Origin of the sequence: Isoptericola hypogeus (genome assembly GCF_039531145.1) — a bacterium.
In the GTDB taxonomy this organism is placed as follows: domain Bacteria; phylum Actinomycetota; class Actinomycetes; order Actinomycetales; family Cellulomonadaceae; genus Isoptericola; species Isoptericola hypogeus.
The window spans coordinates 21,262-39,508 of the sequence record NZ_BAAAPM010000006.1 but is presented as its reverse complement, the minus strand read 5'-3'; the positions used below and the strand labels follow the sequence as shown (position 1 = coordinate 39,508).

The window sequence follows — 18,247 nt, the reverse complement described above, 5'->3', positions numbered from 1 at the left end:
CGACCGTCTCGCCGGTCATGTCGCCGGTCACCACTCGAGGTCGTAGGGGTCGGCCTCGGACGTGCTCGGCGGCACGTCCATCTTCTGCAGCGTGTACCCCATGAGGTCGCTGAACACCGGGGCCGCGACCACCCCGCCGTAGATCGACGACTGCGGGCTGCGCAGGAAGACGGAGACGGTGTAGCGCGGGTCGTCCGCCGGCGCCACGCCGATGAACGACGCCATGTAGGTGGTCCCGCCGCCCGGCAGCCACATCTGGGCCGTGCCCGTCTTGCCCGCGACCCGGTAGCCGGGCACCTGGGCGCTGGCCGCCGTGCCCTCCTCGCCGGTGACCGACTCGAGCATCCGCATCAGCGAGTCGGCCGTGTCCTTCGAGATCACGCGGGTGGCCTCGGGTTCCGGCGCCGGCGTGAACGTCCCGTCGGGGGCCCTCGTGCCGGCGTACAGGCTCGGGGTCACCCGGACGCCGCCGTTCGCGACGGTGGAGAACACCTGGGTGGCCTGCATCGCGTTCACCGCCACGCCCTGGCCGAACAGGATCGTGTACGGCGTGCGGGGGTCGTTCGCGAAGTTCGCCTCGTCGGGCAGGAGGCCCGCCGACTCGCCGGGCAGCCCCAGCCCGGTGGGCTCGCCGAAGCCGAACTTGCGCAGGTAGTCGTACCGCACCTGCTCGGGGATCTTCTCGCCGATCTGCACCGTGCCGGTGTTCGACGAGTGGGCGAGCACGCCCGCGAGAGTGAGCTGCTGGACCGGGTGGTCGTGCGAGTCCTTGAACGACTCCCCGTTGGGCGCGGTGTACCGGTAGGGCACGGTGAACTCGCTGTCCGGCTCCCAGTACCCGCCCTCGAGGGCGGCGGCCATCGTGACGACCTTGCCGGTGGAGCCGGGCTCGAAGACGTCCTTGACGGCCCGCGAGCCGTCCGCCACCGCGGACGTGGAGCGGTCGTTCGGGTCGACGTCGCCCGAGTCGGCCACGGACAGCACCTCGCCCGTGCGCAGGTCCTCGACGATCGCCATGGCGTAGGCGGCCCCCGTGGTCGAGACGGCCTCGTCGAGCAGCTCCTCCGCCTTCCACTGGATGTCCTCGTCGACGGTCAGCTGCACGTCGCTGCCCGGCACGGCGGGCACCGACTCGACCTGCGCGCCCGGGATGGGGACGCCGTCCCGGCCGCGCTCGAACGTCGTGGTGCCCGCGGTGCCGGCGAGCACGTCGTCGTAGGCGCGCTCCAGGCCGCCCTGGCCCGTCTGGTCGCGGTCGACGTACCCGACCAGGGTCCCGGCGACCGAGCCCGCCGGGTAGGTGCGGCGCGAGGTCAGCTCCGTGGCGATGTACGCCTGCAGCCCGAGCTCCGCGACGGCCCGCTGCACCTCGGGCACGACGTCGCGCGCGAGGGGGACGTACCGGTCCTTGCCGTTGAGCTTGGCGGCGAGCTCCGCCGGCGGCTCGTCGAGCACCGGCCCCAGGAGCTGCGCGATCCCGAGCGCCCCGTCGTCCACCGGCTCGCCCGAGGCCGTGTCGACCTTGGTGCTGCCCCGGAAGCCCTGGATCGCCTCCTGGTCCCCGATGATCGTGTACCGGTCCACGCTGGTCGCCAGCACGCGCCCGTTCGCGTCGAGGATTTCGCCGCGGTGCGCGAGCTCGACGTCGGAGGTCGTGCGCATCGCCTGCGCCTCGGCCGCCAGTGCCGGGCCCCGCACGACCTGCACCTGGACGAGCCGCCCCACGAAGACCGTGAGCACGAGCACGGCGAGGACGACCAGCCAGCGCTGGCGGCGGGCGGGCTCGCCCGGGCGCGGACCCGCCGGGCGTCGCGTCCGGGAGCTCGGCGGTCCGCCGCCGTTCCCCCGGCGGGCGGGCGCTCCCCGCCCGCCCGGGGGCGCGACGGCGGCGCGGCCGGAGGACGGGCGCGCGCCCGTCGTCCCCGGGGCGGTGCCCCGCGCTCCGCCGGACGCCCGGCCCGCCGCTCCCGTCCGGGGCGCGCTCGTCCGGGGTGCGCTCGTCCGGGGTGCGCTCGTCCGGGGCGCGCTCGTGGAGGTGGACGCGGCGCGGGGCGCGCCGGACCGTGCCGACGCGGCGCGTCTCGAGGCGCCGTTCGTCGAGCCGCTCGCCGTGCCGTTCGTCCTCCGGGGTGCCACCCCTCGATTCTGCGATGCGGCGCCGCCTCCGCCGTGACCCGAGCGCGGGCGTGTCGCCGGACGCGCCGGCTCGCCCGCCTTGCCCGCCGCCTGGCGTCCGGGCGTACCTGCCGACCGGCCCGTCGACGTGCCTGCCGACCTGCCCGTGCCCCCGCCGGTGCCGGTGCTCCGGCCGGATCCCTGGCCGCTCACGGCGCCTCCGCCGTGCCCTCCGCGTCCTTGTCGCCGCCGACGCCCGCCCGCGAGCGGGTCTCGATGCTGATCATCGTCACCTCGTCGGCCGGCACCATGCCCAGCTGCTTCGCGAGGTCCGCCAGCGACGCCTCGTTCGAGCGCAGCTCGGCCTGCAGGTCCTCGACGTCCTGTGCCGCGTGGCCGACCTCGCGCTGCAGGTGGGCGGACTCGTAGGACCCCCGCGCCATCGTGATGTTCAGCAGCAGCGCCGCGAGCAGGGCGCCCGCGAGCACGACGGCGCACAGCACCAGGAACGGCACGCCCGACGTCGCCTGGAGGGGCGCGCGGACGACGTCGAGCCGTCCCCGGGTCGCACCGCCCTCGAGGGCGGTCAGGGACGTGCGGCCGCGCGCCGCGCCGGTCCGGGTCCCGGGGGTGGTGGCCGGGGCACGCAGTGCGCTCATCGACGGGCCTCCTTGCTGGTTCGGGAGGTGGTTCGGGTGGTCGTTCGGGCGGTGGCCCGGGAGGCGGTCAGCAAGTGGGACGGGGTGGGACGGGTGCGCCGGGCGGCGCGCAGCCGCACGGACGCCGAGCGGGGGTTGCGCGCGAGCTCGGCCTCGTCGGCCTCCTCGGCTCCCCGGGTCAGGGCCTCGAGATACGGGCGGTGGGTCTCGGGCTCCACCGGGAGCCCGGGCGGGGCGCTCGACGTCGTGCCGCGGGCGAGCGTCCGCTTGACGATCCGGTCCTCGAGGGAGTGGTAGGACTCCACGACGATCCGCCCGTCCGTGGCGAGCGCCTCGACCGCCGCCGGCACGGCCCGTTCGAGCACCTCGAGCTCGCCGTTCACCTCGATCCGGAGCGCCTGGAACGTGCGCTTCGCTGGGTGCCCGCCCGTCTTGCGCGTGGCGGCGGGGATGGCGTCGCGCACGGCCTCGGCGAGCTCGCCGGTGCGCTCCCACGGTCGCTGCTCGCGACGCCGCACGAGGGCACGGGCGACGCGCGACGCGAACCGCTCCTCGCCGTAGGTGCGCAGGATCCGCGCGAGGTCCCGCTCGTCGTAGGTGTTGAGGACGTCGGCCGCGGTGACGCCGCGCGACTGGTCCATCCGCATGTCGAGCGGCGCGTCCTGGGCGTACGCGAAGCCGCGCTCGGCCTCGTCGAGCTGCAGCGACGACACCCCGAGGTCCATGAGCACGCCCTGAACGCCCCGCAGGCCGAGGTCGGCGACGACGTCGCCCACCTCGTCGTACACGGCGTGGACGGGCGTGAACCGGTCGCCGAAGCGGGCCAGCCGCACGCCGGCGAGCGCCAGCGCCTGGGGGTCGCGGTCGATGCCCACGACCCGCGCCGTCGGGACCTGCTCGAGGACCGCCTCCGTGTGCCCGCCCATGCCGAGGGTGCAGTCGACCAGCACGCTGCCCGGGTTCGCGAGCGCCGGCGCGAGGAGGTCGACGCAGCGCTGCATGAGGACCGGCAGGTGGCGGTCGCGCGCCGGACGTCCGCCGTCCGGCGAGTTCGGGTCGTCGGTCCCGTCGTGCGTCTCGTCGGTCATCGTGGCCTCCTCTCGGTCGCGGGTGCTGGTCGGGCGGGTCGGGCTCGGGCGTTCTGGCCGGGGTGTGTGCCGGGCCCGGCCGGTCAGGTCTCCCTCCGCGCGTTCTGGCACCGGGGAAGTGCGCCAGACTCTCGCGGGAGGAGGCCTCACCGGTCGGGGCCGGCGGGGTGGACTGCGGGTGCTGCTGTCGATGTGCTGTTGTGACGGTGCTGCCCGGTCAGAACTGCAGGTCCGGGAAGATCTGCTCGGCCGTGGAGGAGTACGCCGACTCCTGCTCGGCCAGGTAGGCCTCCCAGGTGGGGCGGTCCCAGATCTCCACGCGGGTGCCGGCGCCGATGACGGCGACGTCCCGGTCGAGACCGGCGTACGCACGAAGCGCCGGGGGGATGACCACCCGCCCCTGCTTGTCCGGCACCTCGTCGCTCGCCCCCGACAGGAACACGCGGAGATAGTCGCGTGCCTGCCGGCTGGTGACCGGCGCCTGCCGGACCTGCTCGTACATGCGGCCGAACTCGTCCATCGGGAGGAGGAAGAGGCAGCGCTCCTGCCCCCTCGTCATGACGAGGCCGGGAGCGAGACGGGCACGGAACTTCGCGGGGAGGATGAGCCGGCCCTTCTCGTCGAGCTTGGGGGTGTGCGTGCCCAGGAGCAGGCCGGACCCAGGAAACGCGTCCCCCAGACCAGCTGCCACGGCTCGCACCTCCCCTCGCGCTCCCGCATCCTCCACGCTACTCCACTTTCCTCCACCAGGCGCGGCGTTCACCCGGGCAGTTCTGCCCATCGACACCGCCCCGGCGCGTCGTCGCAGGTCAGCGGATCACGGCTCGGGTGGAGGGCGCGGGCGCGGGCGGGTCCGGGCAGCGCACCCCGCTGCGGTCATCCCGGACATCCCGGGGCGGGCCCGATGGCCCGCGGGCGCCGCGACCGGGTGAGATGCACGCCAGGGAGGGATGTGGAGCGTGATCGGCGTCACGAACCGGCAGGTGCTTCCACTAGGCTTCGAGAAACCGTCACGCGCACGTGAACCGGAGGTCACCCGTGCATCCAGAACCCTCCCCCACGCTCGCCGGCGCTCGCGCGGAGGCGGAGGGTGCGGGCCACGCGAACGGGCTCCGGCCCGACGCGCTCGCCCGCGGCCTGGACGAGCTGGTCGCCGCGACGTCGCGCGTGCGCCACGCCGTCGACTCGGTCATCGCCGGGCGTCCAGGGCTGGCGGACATCACCGTCGCGGTGCTGCTCGCCGAGGGTCACCTGCTGATCGAGGACGTCCCCGGCGTCGGCAAGACGACGCTCGCCAAGGCCCTCGCCCGCAGCATCGACTGCGCGGTCGGCCGCATCCAGTTCACGCCCGACCTGCTGCCCAGCGACCTCACCGGCGTGAACATCTTCCGCACGGCGACGCACGACTTCGAGTTCCGGCCGGGCCCGGTGTTCAACAACGTCGTCATCGGCGACGAGATCAACCGTGCGTCGCCCAAGACGCAGTCCGCGCTGCTCGAGTGCATGGAGGAGGGCCAGACCACGGTCGACGGCACCACCCACACGCTGCCGCGCCCGTTCCTCGTCGTCGCCACCCAGAACCCGGTGGAGATGGAGGGCACCTACCCGCTGCCCGAGGCCCAGCGGGACCGCTTCACCGCGCGCATCACGGTCGGCTACCCCGACAACGACGCCGAGCTCCAGATGCTCGACCGCCAGGAGGCCGCGAGCCCCCTCGCCCATCTCACCCCCGTGACCACCGGCGACGACATGGCGCGCTTCGCCGTCCTGGTGCGGTCGGTGTACGCCGCCCCGGCCGTCAAGCAGTACGTGCTCGACCTGGTGGGCGCCACGCGCGAGCACCCCGGGCTCCGGCTCGGCGCCTCGCCGCGCGCCTCCCTGCAGCTCCTCAAGGTCGCGAAGGCCCTGGCGGCGATGTCAGGCCGCGAGCACGTGCTCCCGGACGACGTGCAGACGCTGGCGCGACCCGTGCTCGCCCACCGCCTCATCCTCGGGACCGAGGCCCGGCTGGGCGGCACGACGCCCGAGGACGTCGTGGACGAGGTCATGCAGAGGACCCCGGTGCCGAGCGTGCACGCCGCCGCGCCGGCCCGCGCCGCGTCGTACGGGACCGCCCCCTCCTCCGGCCGCTGAGGCACGACCGTGGTGAACGACACCGCACCCACCGCTCGGAGCGCTCCCCGCCGAACCGCACCCGCCGGGACACCGCCAGGCGACGTCCCGACGGCCCGCGCCGCGCTGCGGCGCCTCGCCCGCGTCCGGCTCACGGGGCGCGGCATCGCCCTGCTGTGCACCGGGGCGCTGCTCGGCGCGTGCGGGGTGCTGCTCGAGCTGCCCGACGTCGTCGGGCTCGGCGGGGCCGCCATGCTCGCGGTCGGGTTCGCCTGGGCGGTCATGGGGCTGCAGCGGCTCGAGGCCGGGCGGGGCGCGCTGATCGTGGCCCGTGAGCTCACCCCCCACCCCGTCGTGCGCGGCCAGTCCACCGCGGTGCGCCTCGTCGTCGGGGCGCGGTCCCGCACGGGGGCCGCGTACGAACGCCTGGCCCGCCTGCGCCTGTCCGAGCAGGCGGCGCACGAGCTGGCCGGGCCGCACGGCATCCGCGCGCGGGTGACGGCCCACCCGGACCGGATCTCGGTGCGCTACACGCTGACGCCGTCCCGCCGCGGGCGCTGGCCGCTCGGGCCCCTGCTCACGACCCGCACCGACGTCTTCGGGCTCGTCCGGACCACCCAGCCGCTCGGCGAGCCGACGCGCGTCGCGGTACGGCCGCGCACGGTCGACCTGCACACCCGCACCCGTGTGCTGGGCGACGTCGACCGGGCCGCGACCGGCGCCCGCCTCGCCTCGACCGACGACTCGGTGCTGCGCGAGTACGTCGCGGGCGACGACCCCCGCCGGGTGCACTGGGCGGGGTCGGCACGCCAGGGCCGGCTCATGGTCCGTGCCGACGAGAGCGCCGGGGTGCGGCCGGTCACGGTGCTGCTCGACCGGTCTCTGCTGGCGCCGCCGCCCGACGCCCGGACGGCGGGGTGGCCCACGCAGCGTGGCGTCCACCGGCTGGAGGACGGCGAGCACGCGGTGGAGCTCGCGGCGTCGATCGCCGTGTCGTTCCTGGAGGCCGGGCACCCCGCGCGGCTCGTGGCCACCGGCGGAGCGGCCCAGCCCTCGGCGTTCGCCGCCGGCGCCCTCACCGGGCGCGCGGCCGTGCTCGATGCCGCAGTGGACCTGGCCGGCCACCGGTCGACCACCGAGGCGGACGAGGCGATGGCCGCCACGGCGCGCGCTCTGCGGGTGAGCCGCACCCAGGCCGAGATCACGGTCGCGGTCCTGGCGCCGCTGCCGGCCGGCTCGAGCCACGAGCTGGCACGGCTGGCGGCCGAGGGCACCTGCTGGGCGATCGTCACCCCGCCCCGCTCGGACGGGAACGACGACGCCGCCGAGCGCACCGCCGCGGACCTGCGCCAGGCCGGGTGGCGGGTCGCCGTCTGCGACTCCGGGACGCCGCCCGCGCGCGCCTGGGCCCTCCTGACGGAGCGTGCCGCATGATCCCCGCGCACGCGGGACCCGTCGTCCGGACCGTGACCACCGGCGTGCTCGTGGCGGTCGCCGTCGCCGCCTCGATGCTCGCCCTCACCTCGGTGGTCGTCGCCGACGCGTGGGTCCGCGCCGGGCTGCTCGGCGTCGCGCTCGTGAGCGCGACCACCATCACGGTCCGCGTCGTGGTCGAGCGCCGGGCGCGCGCCCGGCGGACCACCTCCGCCCGCGATCACGGCTCAGTGCTGCCGACGCTCGCCGGCGCCGTCGTGGCCGCGTGGTACGTCCTCGCCCGGTACGGCGGCCCGACGTCGGACCTCAGCTTCGTCGTCACCCCGCAGCACGTCGAGCGGGCCTTCGCGCGCCTCGGCGAGGCGGGGGAGATCGCGCGGTCGGAGGTCGCGCCCGTCGCCGGGACCCTGCCGATCGCCCTGCTCGCGGTGGGCGGCACGCTCCTCGTCCTGCTCCTCGCCGACGTGCTCGCCGGCGGGCTGCGGCGTCCTGCCGCCGTCGGGGTCCCGCTGCTCGCGCTGTGGGGCCCCCCGCTCGTCCTGACGGGCGAGATCCCGTGGGGCGTCTTCGTCGTCACCGTCACCGCCCTGCTGCTGCTCCTCACCCTCGACGGGCCGGTCGGCGCGCGGGCCCGCCGCCGCGCCGAGCGTCCTCCCGCCCCCGTGCGCCGGGCGGAGCGCTCCCGCGCCCTCGTCACCACCGTCGCCGCGTTCGGCGTGGCGGTGGCCGCGGGGCTGCTCGGCAGCGCCTCGGGAGCTCTCCCCGGCGCAGCCGGCGGGTGGTACCGCGCCTTCACGACGACCGGCGACACCATCCGCCTCGCGGAGGACCTCGACATCCTCAGCAGCCTGACCGACCGCTCCGACGCGGTCGTGCTGCGTTACACGGGCCCGGAGGACGGGGCCGGACCGCTGCGCAGCTACACCGCGACCGCCTTCGACGGCCGCCGATGGCAGCGCGGAGAGGACCGCGACGGGCAGCCGTTCGAGGCCGACGACGTGCTGTGGCCCGAGGACCCGCCGGCCACCGGCGAACCCCTCGAGCTCACCCTCACGGTCGGGGAGCTGCGCGACGACAAGCTGCCGCTCACGATCGACCCGCGGACCGTGGACGCCGCGGCGTCCTGGGGGTACGACCCCTCCCGCGACGAGGTCGTCGGCGGCCTGACCGACACCGGCGACACGTATGCGATGTCGGTCGGCACCCGCGACCTGTCGCCCGAGGCGCTCCGCGAGGCGCCACCGGCGCAGGTCGACCCGGTGCTCACCGAGGTGCCGGACACTGCCCACGCCGAGGACATCGCGCAGACCGCCGGTGAGGTCGTGGGCGACGCGGCGACCCCGTACGACCAGGCAGTCGCGCTCCAGCGCTGGTTGCGCGACCCCGGCCGGTTCACCTACTCGACGACGCTCCCCCGCGGCGGCACCGGCGACCCCGTGTGGGACTTCCTGCAGCACCGGACGGGCTACTGCATCCAGTACGCGACGACGATGGTCGTGATGGCACGCTCCTTGGGCATCCCCACCCGCATGGCGGTGGGCTACCTGCCCGGCGACCGCTCCGAGGACGGCGAGTGGCAGATCACCGGCCAGGACTCGCACGCATGGCCGGAGGTCTACTTCGCCGGCACGGGATGGGTGCGTTTCGAGCCCACGCCCGCGCAGCAGACCGGGTCGGCGCCCGAGTACACCGTGCCACGCGGCGACGGCGCGGCAGCGCCCGCCCCCACCGCCGACGAGCGCCCCGAACGCCGACCGGAGTCGGCCGCTCCCGGCGCCACGACCGCGCCCTCGCAGTCGGTCCCGGCCGGGCAGTCCGTGCCGCGGGACGAGGGGGTCCCCGCATGGGTCTGGCTGGTGACCGGGACGCTGGTGGCCGGGCTCGGCGGCGCAGTCGTCCTCCTGGTCGTGCGACGCCGCAGGGACGTACCGGACCTCGACCCGGAGCGCGCGTGGCAGGAGGTGATCGGCGCGCTGCACGCCGGTGGGGTGCAGCTCGCGCCTCCCACCACGCTGCGCCGCGCGCCGGAGGCCATCGCGGCGCAGGTCGCCGACCGTACCGGGAGCCCGATCGACGACGACCTGCTCGCCGGCCTGGGCGTCCTCGCCGAAGCCACCGAGCAGGCCCGCTACGCGCGCGACCCGGAGCTGCCGACCGTCGACGAGCTCACGGCGCTCACGTCCACCGTGACGCGAGAGCTCTCGGAGAAGCTCGGCCGGTCGTGAACCCTCGGCCGGTCGTGAACCCTCGGCCGGTCGTGAACCCTCAGCCGGTCGCGAGTTCTCGGGCAGGTCGTGAGCTCACGGGGCCTCCGTGAGCCCTCGGCCGGTCGTGAACCGAGATGACGTCAGGCGACGCGGTCTCAGGCGCGGAGCGTCCGACGCCGGTCAGCTGCCCTGCTGACGGCGCCGCTCCCACCGCTCCTCGAGCCGGGCGAGAAACCCGTCACCCTTCTTCGCGCCGCCCACGGGCCGGCGCTTCGTGGTGGTGGTGGTCGTGTGCGGCGCCCGACCCGGCTGCGTCGACGGGTCGACAGAGCCGTCCTCCCGGACCACGCCGGTGGGACCGGACTTCCGTGGGGCGGCGAACGCGTAGGCGACGCCGGCGAACATGAGCACGAACCCCGCCACCCCGACCCACATCTGCGACGACGACGCGCCCAGGACGAGCAGGAGCAGGCCGACGACGACGCCGACACCTGCCAGGACATAACGCATCGGCGAACGGCGTCGCGCCGACTGCAGGGTGTTGGCCAGACGGGGGTCGTCGCTGCTCAGCGCGCGCTCCATCTGCTCCAGCACTCGCTGCTCGTACTCGGACAGAGGCATCGAGTCCCCCCGGGTCTCGCGGTGGAACGGTAACCCCCTCAGGATAGGCCTGTGGCGGGCGGCACGGTAGTCGGAGCGTCACGATCCGGACGCCGTCCCCCCGCAGCCCCGATCCGGATCGCGGACCGGCCGAACTTCTCGCGGACCGCGTCGAGGGTGACCTCCACCTCTCGGCGCGCCTCGTGGCGGGGGTCGAGGGACTCCTCCAGCGTCGGTTGCTCGGCCAGACCTGCCCTGACCTGCAGGTTTTCGCCGCGGACCCCGACCAGCCGCACGGGGAGCCCTCGAAGGTCCGCCGCCGCCAGGAGCTCGCGTGCCACCAGGTAGACCTCGCGGGCGATATCCGTCGGCGTGCTCAGCGTCCGCGCTCGCGTCAAGGTGCGGAAGTCGCTGGTGCGCACCTTGACGGAGACCGTCCGCGCGACCAGCCCCTGGTGCCGCAGGCGCGCCGCGACCCGGTCGGCGAGCTCGAGCACGCGTTCCTCGACGGCGCCGATGTCCCACAGGTCGTGCGCGAACGTCGTCTCCGCGCCGATGCTGCGCTCCTCGCGCCCCGGGACGACAGGCCGCGGGTCCCGTCCCCACGCGAGGTCGTGCAGGTGCGCGCCGGCGACGCTGCCGATCGCCGCCTGGAGGCTGGGGACGTCCGTGTCGGCGAGCTCGGCCACCGTGGTGATCCCCCACCGGGCCAGCGCAAGCTCCGTCTTCTCCCCGACCCCCCACAACGCCCCCACCGGCAGCGTCCGCAGAAATGCGACCGTGGCGTCGACGGGGACCAGCATCATGCCGTCGGGCTTGGAGTGCGTGGAGGCGAGCTTCGCGACGAACTTGTTCCGCGCGATCCCGACCGAGCAGGTGATCCCGTGCTCCGCCCGCACGCGCTCGCGGAGCCGGGCGCCGATCTGCGTGGGGCTCCCGAGGCGGCGTCGCGCCCCGGAGACGTCGAGGAACGCCTCGTCGACCGACACCCTCTCCACGAGCGCCGTGACGTCGCCGAGCATCGCCATGACGGACTCGGAGACCTCGTGGTACAGGCCGTGGTCGGGCGGCACGACCACGGCGTGCGGGCACAGGCGCAGCGCCGCGGCCATCGACATCGCCGACCGGACGCCGAAGGCGCGCGCCTCGTAGGTCGCCGCCAGGACGACGCCGCGCGCCCGCCCGCCGACCACGACCGGACGCCCGCGCAGCTCCGGCCGGCGGACCAGCTCGCACGAGGCGAAGAACGCGTCCATGTCGACGTGCAGCACCGACGTCCCCGTCTCGTCGGCGCCCCAGTCGCGGAACGCGCCGGGCGCCCGCGGGCCTCGGCTCACGACGCCGCCGGCGTCACGTCGAGCGGGAGAGCGAACCCGGCCTCCGGGTCGACCAGCATCCCGACCTCGTCACGGAAGTCCTCCGCGCAGGCGACCAGCTCCGCCGCCCGTCGCGCCTCCACCTGCTCACCGTGACCGGCGTCGACCGCCGCTCGCAGCCGGGCACCCGAGGCGAAGTAGCCGGCCCAGGACGCCAGCTCCGGCTCGACGACGGCGAGCATGTCCCACACCGTGCGCGCCCGCGACCGTGGCGAGGGCCTGCCCCGAAGCGCGACGATCGCCGCGGCCGCGCGCAGCGCGGCGAGGTGCGCGTGCACGAACCGCTCCGCCGGGTCGTCGGTACCGGTGGCCGCGGCGAGCTCGGCGTCCGACCGTGCCAGGAGGCGCTCGACCTCCGGGTCCACGCCGTGCCACGGGCGGACGGGCGGGCGAGCCGGGTGGGGCCGACGTGCCCCACTCGGGGCATGCGTCTGTGTCCGGGTCTCAGCAGGCTTCGTCCGAGCCACCATCGTGCACCTCCCGTGCTCCGCGGTCCCCCGCGCCCTCCATTGTCGAACACCTGTTCGACTGCTGTCAATCCCTCGGTCCGGCGCGGAGCGTGGAGACTGGTCCTATGGCCCGCTCCTCCCGCCGTGGCGCCCCGCGCCCGGAACGCCGCACCGGCCGACGCCACCCAGCATCGCGCGAGGCACCGACACTGCCCGTCGGGCCCGTCGAGATCGACACCGGGACGGCGACCGTCGAGCCCGACACCGACCGCCCCAACCTCGTGACGCTGCACGTCAACGGCGTGCCGAGCTCGGCCCTCGACCTGGACGACCCCGGGTTCCTCTCGTTCGAGTACATGCAGCAGATGGCCGCGTTCCTCGCCCTCCTGCCGCCGGGCCCGCTCCGGGTGCTCCACCTCGGGGCAGCCGGTTGCGCCCTCGCGCGGCACGTGGAGCACGAGCGGCCCGGGTCGCGCCAGCTGGGCGTCGACGTCGACGCGCGGCTGCTCGAGCTCGTCCGCGGGTGGTTCGACCTGCCCCGCTCGCCGGCGCTGCGGCTGCGCGCGGACGACGCCGGCCACGCGCTCACGACGCTCCAGCCGGGATCGTTCGACGTCGTCGTGCGCGACGTGTTCGCCGGCGACCGCACGCCCGACCACCTCGCCGACGAAGGCTTCGCCGCGGCCGCGCGTCGCGCGCTGCGCCCCGGCGGCGTGCTGCTGGCGAACTGCGCCGACCGCCCTCCCCTGCACCTCGCGCGGCGCGAGCTCGTCACGCTGGCCGGCGTCTTCGGGGACGACGCCGCGCACGCCGGACGGCTCGCGGCCGTCGCCGAGCCCGCCGTGCTCAAGGGCCGCCGGTACGGCAACGTCGTCCTGGCCGCGGTGCGACCCGCCGTCGACCCGAACGGAGACCAGGACGGCCCGGCCGGAGCCGGAGCCCTCGACCTCGCCGACCCGGCGCTGGCGCGCGCGCTGCGCACCCTGGCCGTGCCGGCGCACCTCCTCACCGGGGACGACGTCGTCCGGTTCGCCGGCCTTGGCCGCACCGACCGGGAGGCCGTGACACCGACGTCATGACGCTCGAGGCAGGACGAGGGCCGCGACCCCAAGTTGCGGATCGCGGCCCTCGTCGGTGCTGGGACGTCAGAGCGGGACGACCTGCTCCGCCTGCGGCCCCTTCGGCCCCTGGGTGATCTCGAACTCCACCCGCTGGGCCTCCTCGAGCGAGCGGTACCCCTGCGTCTGGATCGCCGAGTAGTGCACGAAGACGTCGGCGCCGCCGTCGTCCTGCGCGATGAAGCCGTAGCCCTTCTCGGAGTTGAACCACTTCACAGAACCCTGCGCCATGCTGATCCTTCGACCTTCCATCCATCAGTCGCGGACGTGCCGGGCGGCCGCCCGTGGCTGCACGAGGCCGCCGGCGCCGGTGCTGCGCTGGCCTGCCGCTGCAACGGCGACAGTGTGGCACGGACCACACGGGTATGCCACAGATTGTCGCCAATCTCCGCTGCGGCGGAGCCTCAGTCGTCGCCCTGCTGGGCGAGGAACCGCTCGAACTCGGCGCCCAGCTCGTCGGCGGTCGGGATCGGAGCCTGCTCGGCGAGCAGGCTCGGTCGGCCGACCGACCGGGTGAAGGCGTCGTACTGCTCCTCCAGCGCCCTGACCACCGCGGCGACCTCGGTCGACTCCCCCACCTGCTTCTCCACCTCGAGGGTGGTGTCCGCCGCGGCCGCGGCCAGCCCGCCCGTCGCGAGGTCGAGGCCGGTCGCGCGCTCCACGTGCCGCAGCGCCGCCACCGCCGCCGGCGCGTACCGCGACTGGGCGAGGTAGTGCGGGACGTGCACGGTGAAGCCGATCGCGTCGCGCCCGGCCTCCCCGAGCCGGTACTCGAGCAGCGCCGGCCACGAACCCGGCACCCGCACCGTCCCGAGGAACGACGTGTAGTCCTCCACCAGCCCCGCCCGGGTGCCGTGCGCCGTCAGGGAGAGGGGCCGGGTGTGCGGCACCCCCATGGGGATCCCGTGGAAGCCGACCGTCAGCGAGACGCCGAACCGCTCCACGAGGGCCCGCACCGCCGCGACCGCGCGCTCCCACTGCAGGTCGGGCTCGGAGCCGTGGAGCAGGAGGAAGCCCGTGCCCTCCGGGTCGACCAGGTGGTCGATCGCCATGAAGGGCTCGTCGTACGCGGACCAGCGGTCGGCGTCGAACGTCATCACGGCCCGCTTGGAGCGGTAGTCGAGCAGCTGGTCGACGTCGAAGGTCACGAGCCGCGTCACCTCGAGCTCGGAGACCAGGTGCTCGACGGCGATCTCGCCGGCCGCCCCCGCGTCGACGAACCCGTCGACGGCGTGCAGCAGCACCGGGCCGATCGCCCCCGCCTCGCCGTCGGGCACCAGCCCGACGCGCGCGACCGCGTCCTCGTCGATCTCGTAGATCCCCCGCGGGTCCAGCAACGCCCCGCCCTCCTCGCGTCGATCCTCGCTTCGGCACCGCCCGCCTCGGGACACCGTGCCGGCGGGCGTCTTGCCCGCTACGAGGACAACGGCGCCGGGCGCCGGATCCTTCCCGATGATGCTCAGTGCCGCGGGAGCCGGACGACGGTGACGAAGAAGTCGTCGATCTGCCGCACCACCTGGATGAACCGGTCGAAGTCCACCGGCTTCGTGACGTAGGCGTTCGCGTGCAGCGCGTAGGACCGCAGCACGTCCTCCTCCGCCTCCGAGGTCGTGAGCACGACGACCGGGATGTGCTTGAGCCGTTCGTCGGCCTTGACGGCGGCGAGCACCTCGCGACCGTCCATGCGCGGCAGGTTGAGGTCGAGCAGGATGAGGTCGGGCGTCGGCGCGCCGGCGTGCTCGCCCTCCTGACGCAGGAACTCCATCGCGCTCACGCCGTCGGAGACCACCGAAAGCCGGTTCGCGACCTTGTGCTCCTCGAACGCCTCCCGCGTCATGAGCACGTCGCCCGGGTCGTCCTCCACGAGGAGGACCTCGATCCCCGCCTGCTGGTCCGTCATGCGTGCTCCCGCCTCGTCTCACGTCCGCCGGGCCGGCGGCGCCGCTCCATGCCCTGGGTGACCTGCGAAGATGTGTCTTCCCAGGTCAGCGACGTGGGACGAGACTAGCGGACGACGGCGTCGGTCGCCTCGCCGGACGGTGACGTGGCGGCGGGCAGGGTCCAGCGCACGGTGGTGCCACCGTCGGCTGGCTCCAGCCAGACCCGGCCGCCGTGGTGCTCCACCACCCGCTTGACCAGGGCGAGGCCGATCCCCGTGCCGGAGTAGACCTCCTTGGGGTGCAGGCGCTGGAAGATGACGAAGACGCGCTCGGCGTACTGAGGGTCGATCCCGATCCCGTTGTCGGTGCAGGCCAGCTCCCACGCGTCCCGGGCCGCGCCCGAGCCCCGGACCTCGCTCGACGGGTCGTCGACGGCGCCGGCGGCGCCGCCGTCGGGACGCCGCGCCGAGAGGTGGACCCGGGGGGTGTGCTGCGGGTCGCGGAACTTCAGTGCGTTGCCCACGACGTTGCCCACCAGCATCGTGAGCAGCGCGGGCTCGCCGCGCACGACCGGCAGCGGGTCGTGGGTGACGACCGCCCCGGCTTCGACCACGCGGTCCTCCAGGTCGCGCAGCACCTGGGCGAGCACCCGCTCGAGGTCGACGTCCTGGGACGGCGCACCCGAGCGTCCCACCCGCGAGAAGCTCAGCAGGTCCTGGATCAGCCGCTGCATGCGGCGCGCGCCGTCGACGGCGAACTCGATGTACTGGTCGGCACGCTCGTCGAGGCGGTCGCCGTACCGCTTCTGCAGCAGCTGCGTGAAGGACGCCACCTTGCGCAGCGGCTCCTGCAGGTCGTGGGACGCGACGTACGCGAACTGCTCGAGGTCCCGGTTGGAGCGCGCGAGCTCGGTGTTGGACCGCGCGAGCTCGCGGGCCTGCGCGGCCAGCTGGGCGTGGGCGCGCTCCGTCTCGGCGTGGGACTCGCGCACCTCGGCGACCTGCTGCACCAGCTCGCGTCGCATGTGCTCGACGTCGGCGGCAAGCGCGGCCACCTCGCCGGCCACCGGCCCGGCGGGCCCGCGGCCCGGCTCGTCCGGCACCTCGACCCGGATCTCGTGCTCGTGCGCGCCCTTGCTCGCCTCGCGTACCGACGCCGCCAGGCGGGCCAGCGGGCCGGCGACGCGCCGCTGCATGGTGCGCAAGAGAACCCAGCCGAGGACCACCACCAGCAGCACGAGGACTAGAACCACCACCAGCAGGGTCTGGTTCCAGGCCCGCGCCGCCTCGATGGCGCCGTCGGCCGCGCCGTCGTGCAGGAGGACGAGCGAGCGCCAGGCGGCCACGAACGCGACGCCCAGGGCGAGCAGGAGCACGGCACCGACGACCAGGAGCAGACGTCGGACGACGTCGCGCAGGGGGCGCGCCCGGCTCACGCCGTGACCTCTCGGCCAGAGCGCTGCGGTGCCTCGCTCCGGCACACCTCGTTCCTCGGCGTACCTCCGCGGGGGCTCCTCGCCCTCATGCCCTGCACCTTTCGCACCTTTCGCATGAGTGCTGCGGTGCCTCGCTCCGGCACACCTCGTTCCTCGGCGTACCTCCGCGGGGGCTCCTCGCCCTCATGCCCTGCACCTTTCGCATGAGTGCTGCGGTGCCTCGCTCCGGCACACCTCGTTCCTCGGCGTACCTCCGCGGGGGCTCCTCGCCCTCATGCCCTGGCCCACTCGGCGGAGTCGGCGAGCGTCGACGAGCGTTCGCCCAGGATGGCGTTGTCCCTCCCCGTCCACCCGACGACGAGGACCGCGGCGTCGTCCGTGAGCGGCCCGCCGTGCAGCGACCGCACCCGGCGCAGCACCCGTTCGACCACGCCGACGATGCCGTGCCGTGCGACGTCCTCGCTGACGAGCGCGTGCAGGCCGGACTGCCCCAGCCGCGGCACCCGCTGGCGCAGCGGCCCCCTGCGGCCGGGCTCGTCGAACCGCAGCGACGCGAGGCCGGCCGCGTCGCGGCTCAGCCCGTCGGCGTCGTCGCTCGCGCCGGGCCCCGTGCCGAGCTCGACGGCGGCCTCCGCCGCGCCGACCTCCGCCTCGACGAGCCCGTCGGTGTAGAGCATGAGCGCGAACGGGCCGTCGAGCCGCACCCTGTCCGGCTCCCAGCCGCCATCCACCGGCACGCCGAGTGCTCGGCCGCGGCTCGTGGGCGGGAGAGCGTCGCAGCGCACGTCGCCGACGGGGCCGGTGATCAGCAGCGGCGGCAGGTGCCCGGCGAGGTACACGTCGACCTCCGCGCGGTCGGGCGACACCACGACCTGGCACAGGGTCACGAAGACCTCCGGGCGAGCCCGTTCGGTCAGCAGCACCCGCTCGAGGTGCCCGAGGACGTGCTCGGGCGCGGTGCCCGTGAGCACGAGCGTGCGCCACGCCGTGCGCAGGGTCGCGCCGAGGGCGGCCTCGTCCGGCCCGTGGCCGGCGACGTCGCCCACCACGGACAACACGCTGCCGTCGGGACGCTCGACCGTGTCGAAGAAGTCCCCGCCGAGCAGCCCGCCGCCGCCGGGCAGGTAGCCGACCATGACGGACACCTTCGCGTCGGCCACGAGAGGGGTGGGCAGCAGGGCACGCTCGAGCCGCGCGGTCTCCTCGGCGCGGACCTCGCTGCGATACAGCGCGCGCTGCTGGGCGGCAGAGCGACGGCGCTGCATCGCGTAGCGCAGGGACCGGCCGAGCAGGCCGGCCTCCGTCTCGCCCTTGACGAGGTAGTCGTCGGCTCCCGCGGCCACCGCCGCGAGCCCCTGGTCGACGCCGGCGTGACCCGTGAGGACCACGAGCGCCGGCAGGTCGCGCGCCCGCTCGGCGACCGCGCGCAGCCGCTCGACCGCCGTGAGGCCGACGGCGTCCGGCAGGCCCAGGTCGAGCAACACGCAGTCCACCGAGGCGGCGGCGCCCGGTCGCGCCAGCGCGTCGACCGCCTCGGCGACGGTGCGGGCCCGGCGCAGCTCCACCCCGATGCCGGCATCCTCGAGCAGCTCCGTGACGATCAGGGCGTCGGCGTCGTCGTCCTCGACGAGCAGCACGACCCCCGCCGATTCCTCGGCCACGTCCCCGACCGGGTCCGCGGACCCGGTGTGCAGGACGTCGCCGCTGCTCATGGGCCAGATCCTAGCCCTCCGGCGGGTCCGGCGGTCGAGCCCGGCACCCGGCGCGTCGCCGG

At 75.1% G+C, this 18,247-nt stretch carries 17 protein-coding genes; 5 read left to right on the top strand and 12 right to left on the bottom strand.

Annotation, left to right across the window (positions count from 1 at the left end; genetic code table 11):
* Positions 1 to 27: 27 nt before the first annotated feature.
* Positions 28 to 1,746 (bottom strand): peptidoglycan D,D-transpeptidase FtsI family protein, encoded by a 1,719-nt coding sequence (locus tag ABD254_RS15390; protein ID WP_344249364.1) that lies wholly within the window; start codon positions 1,744 to 1,746, stop codon positions 28 to 30.
* On the opposite strand from ABD254_RS15390, the gene ABD254_RS15385 reads away from it, so the two are divergent.
* Positions 1,733 to 2,173, top strand: coding sequence for a hypothetical protein (locus ABD254_RS15385; protein WP_344249363.1), 441 nt, complete (start codon positions 1,733 to 1,735; stop codon positions 2,171 to 2,173). The genes ABD254_RS15390 and ABD254_RS15385 overlap by 14 nt on opposite strands.
* 151 nt (positions 2,174 to 2,324) lie before the next feature.
* Here ABD254_RS15385 and ftsL read toward each other — a convergent pair whose 3' ends face one another.
* The 3 genes from ftsL to mraZ form a co-directional block, all read right to left on the bottom strand.
* Positions 2,325 to 2,774, bottom strand: a complete 450-nt coding sequence (gene ftsL, locus ABD254_RS15380) for a cell division protein FtsL (protein WP_344249362.1) — start codon at positions 2,772 to 2,774, stop codon at positions 2,325 to 2,327.
* The gene (gene rsmH, locus ABD254_RS15375) at positions 2,771 to 3,862 is read right to left on the bottom strand and encodes a 16S rRNA (cytosine(1402)-N(4))-methyltransferase RsmH (RefSeq protein ID WP_344249361.1); all 1,092 of its coding nucleotides are present in this window, start codon (positions 3,860 to 3,862) and stop codon (positions 2,771 to 2,773) included. Before rsmH ends, ftsL begins: the two co-directional genes overlap by 4 nt.
* A 217-nt stretch (positions 3,863 to 4,079) precedes the next feature.
* A complete protein-coding gene (mraZ, locus tag ABD254_RS15370; RefSeq protein WP_344249359.1) occupies positions 4,080 to 4,553 on the bottom strand; it encodes a division/cell wall cluster transcriptional repressor MraZ in 474 nt (157 codons plus the stop codon).
* Between the two features lie 347 nt (positions 4,554 to 4,900).
* On the opposite strand from mraZ, the gene ABD254_RS15365 reads away from it, so the two are divergent.
* Genes ABD254_RS15365 through ABD254_RS15355 form a run of 3 tightly spaced genes read left to right on the top strand, consistent with a single transcriptional unit; the run spans position 4,901 to position 9,633 of the window.
* Entirely contained in the window at positions 4,901 to 5,995 is a 1,095-nt protein-coding gene (locus tag ABD254_RS15365) for an AAA family ATPase (protein ID WP_425553816.1), read from the top strand.
* A gap of 12 nt (positions 5,996 to 6,007) precedes the next feature.
* Positions 6,008 to 7,408 carry a DUF58 domain-containing protein gene (locus ABD254_RS15360; protein WP_344249358.1) on the top strand — a complete coding sequence of 467 codons (1,401 nt, stop codon included), beginning with the start codon at positions 6,008 to 6,010 and terminating at the stop codon, positions 7,406 to 7,408.
* Positions 7,405 to 9,633 (top strand): transglutaminaseTgpA domain-containing protein, encoded by a 2,229-nt coding sequence (locus tag ABD254_RS15355; RefSeq protein ID WP_344249357.1) that lies wholly within the window; start codon positions 7,405 to 7,407, stop codon positions 9,631 to 9,633. Before ABD254_RS15360 ends, ABD254_RS15355 begins: the two co-directional genes overlap by 4 nt.
* A 162-nt stretch (positions 9,634 to 9,795) precedes the next feature.
* Here the strand turns inward: ABD254_RS15355 and ABD254_RS15350 are convergent, their stop codons facing one another.
* From ABD254_RS15350 to ABD254_RS15340, 3 genes are read right to left on the bottom strand one after another with little or no spacing between them, the layout of a single operon-like run.
* The gene (locus tag ABD254_RS15350; protein ID WP_344249356.1) at positions 9,796 to 10,236 is read right to left on the bottom strand and encodes a DUF3040 domain-containing protein; all 441 of its coding nucleotides are present in this window, start codon (positions 10,234 to 10,236) and stop codon (positions 9,796 to 9,798) included.
* 38 nt (positions 10,237 to 10,274) lie between these two features.
* Complete coding sequence (dinB, locus tag ABD254_RS15345) at positions 10,275 to 11,552, bottom strand: DNA polymerase IV (RefSeq protein WP_344249355.1); 1,278 nt, start codon at positions 11,550 to 11,552, stop codon at positions 10,275 to 10,277.
* On the bottom strand, positions 11,549 to 11,956 hold the full coding sequence (locus tag ABD254_RS15340; protein ID WP_344249354.1) for an SAV_6107 family HEPN domain-containing protein: 408 nt from the start codon (positions 11,954 to 11,956) through the stop codon (positions 11,549 to 11,551). The genes dinB and ABD254_RS15340 overlap by 4 nt, the downstream gene beginning before the upstream one ends.
* Positions 11,957 to 12,165: 209 nt before the next feature.
* On the opposite strand from ABD254_RS15340, the gene ABD254_RS15335 reads away from it, so the two are divergent.
* A complete protein-coding gene (locus tag ABD254_RS15335; protein WP_344249353.1) occupies positions 12,166 to 13,119 on the top strand; it encodes a spermidine synthase in 954 nt (317 codons plus the stop codon).
* Positions 13,120 to 13,185: 66 nt separating this feature from the next.
* Here ABD254_RS15335 and ABD254_RS15330 read toward each other — a convergent pair whose 3' ends face one another.
* The 5 genes from ABD254_RS15330 to ABD254_RS15310 all read right to left on the bottom strand — a co-directional run bounded on the left by ABD254_RS15330 (position 13,186) and on the right by ABD254_RS15310 (position 18,185).
* Positions 13,186 to 13,389 carry a cold-shock protein gene (locus ABD254_RS15330; RefSeq protein ID WP_344249352.1) on the bottom strand — a complete coding sequence of 68 codons (204 nt, stop codon included), beginning with the start codon at positions 13,387 to 13,389 and terminating at the stop codon, positions 13,186 to 13,188.
* A gap of 173 nt (positions 13,390 to 13,562) precedes the next feature.
* Positions 13,563 to 14,495 (bottom strand): PAC2 family protein, encoded by a 933-nt coding sequence (locus tag ABD254_RS15325; protein ID WP_344249351.1) that lies wholly within the window; start codon positions 14,493 to 14,495, stop codon positions 13,563 to 13,565.
* 122 nt (positions 14,496 to 14,617) lie between these two features.
* The gene (locus tag ABD254_RS15320) at positions 14,618 to 15,058 is read right to left on the bottom strand and encodes a response regulator (RefSeq protein ID WP_344249350.1); all 441 of its coding nucleotides are present in this window, start codon (positions 15,056 to 15,058) and stop codon (positions 14,618 to 14,620) included.
* Between the two features lie 104 nt (positions 15,059 to 15,162).
* Entirely contained in the window at positions 15,163 to 16,473 is a 1,311-nt protein-coding gene (locus ABD254_RS15315; protein WP_344249348.1) for a sensor histidine kinase, read from the bottom strand.
* 272 nt (positions 16,474 to 16,745) lie between these two features.
* Positions 16,746 to 18,185: a PP2C family protein-serine/threonine phosphatase gene (locus ABD254_RS15310; protein WP_344249347.1), complete on the bottom strand. Its 1,440-nt coding sequence runs from the start codon at positions 18,183 to 18,185 to the stop codon at positions 16,746 to 16,748.
* Positions 18,186 to 18,247 lie beyond the last annotated feature (62 nt).

Coding starts and splice junctions, on each gene's coding strand:
- ftsL (WP_344249362.1), bottom strand. CDS start 2,774: ATGAGCGCACTGCGTGCCCCGGCCACCACCCCCGGGACCCGGACCGGC.
- rsmH (WP_344249361.1), bottom strand. CDS start 3,862: ATGACCGACGAGACGCACGACGGGACCGACGACCCGAACTCGCCGGAC.
- ABD254_RS15355 (WP_344249357.1), top strand. CDS start 7,405: ATGATCCCCGCGCACGCGGGACCCGTCGTCCGGACCGTGACCACCGGC.
- ABD254_RS15350 (WP_344249356.1), bottom strand. CDS start 10,236: ATGCCTCTGTCCGAGTACGAGCAGCGAGTGCTGGAGCAGATGGAGCGC.
- ABD254_RS15335 (WP_344249353.1), top strand. CDS start 12,166: ATGGCCCGCTCCTCCCGCCGTGGCGCCCCGCGCCCGGAACGCCGCACC.
- ABD254_RS15330 (WP_344249352.1), bottom strand. CDS start 13,389: ATGGCGCAGGGTTCTGTGAAGTGGTTCAACTCCGAGAAGGGCTACGGC.
- ABD254_RS15320 (WP_344249350.1), bottom strand. CDS start 15,058: ATGACGGACCAGCAGGCGGGGATCGAGGTCCTCCTCGTGGAGGACGAC.
- ABD254_RS15310 (WP_344249347.1), bottom strand. CDS start 18,185: ATGAGCAGCGGCGACGTCCTGCACACCGGGTCCGCGGACCCGGTCGGG.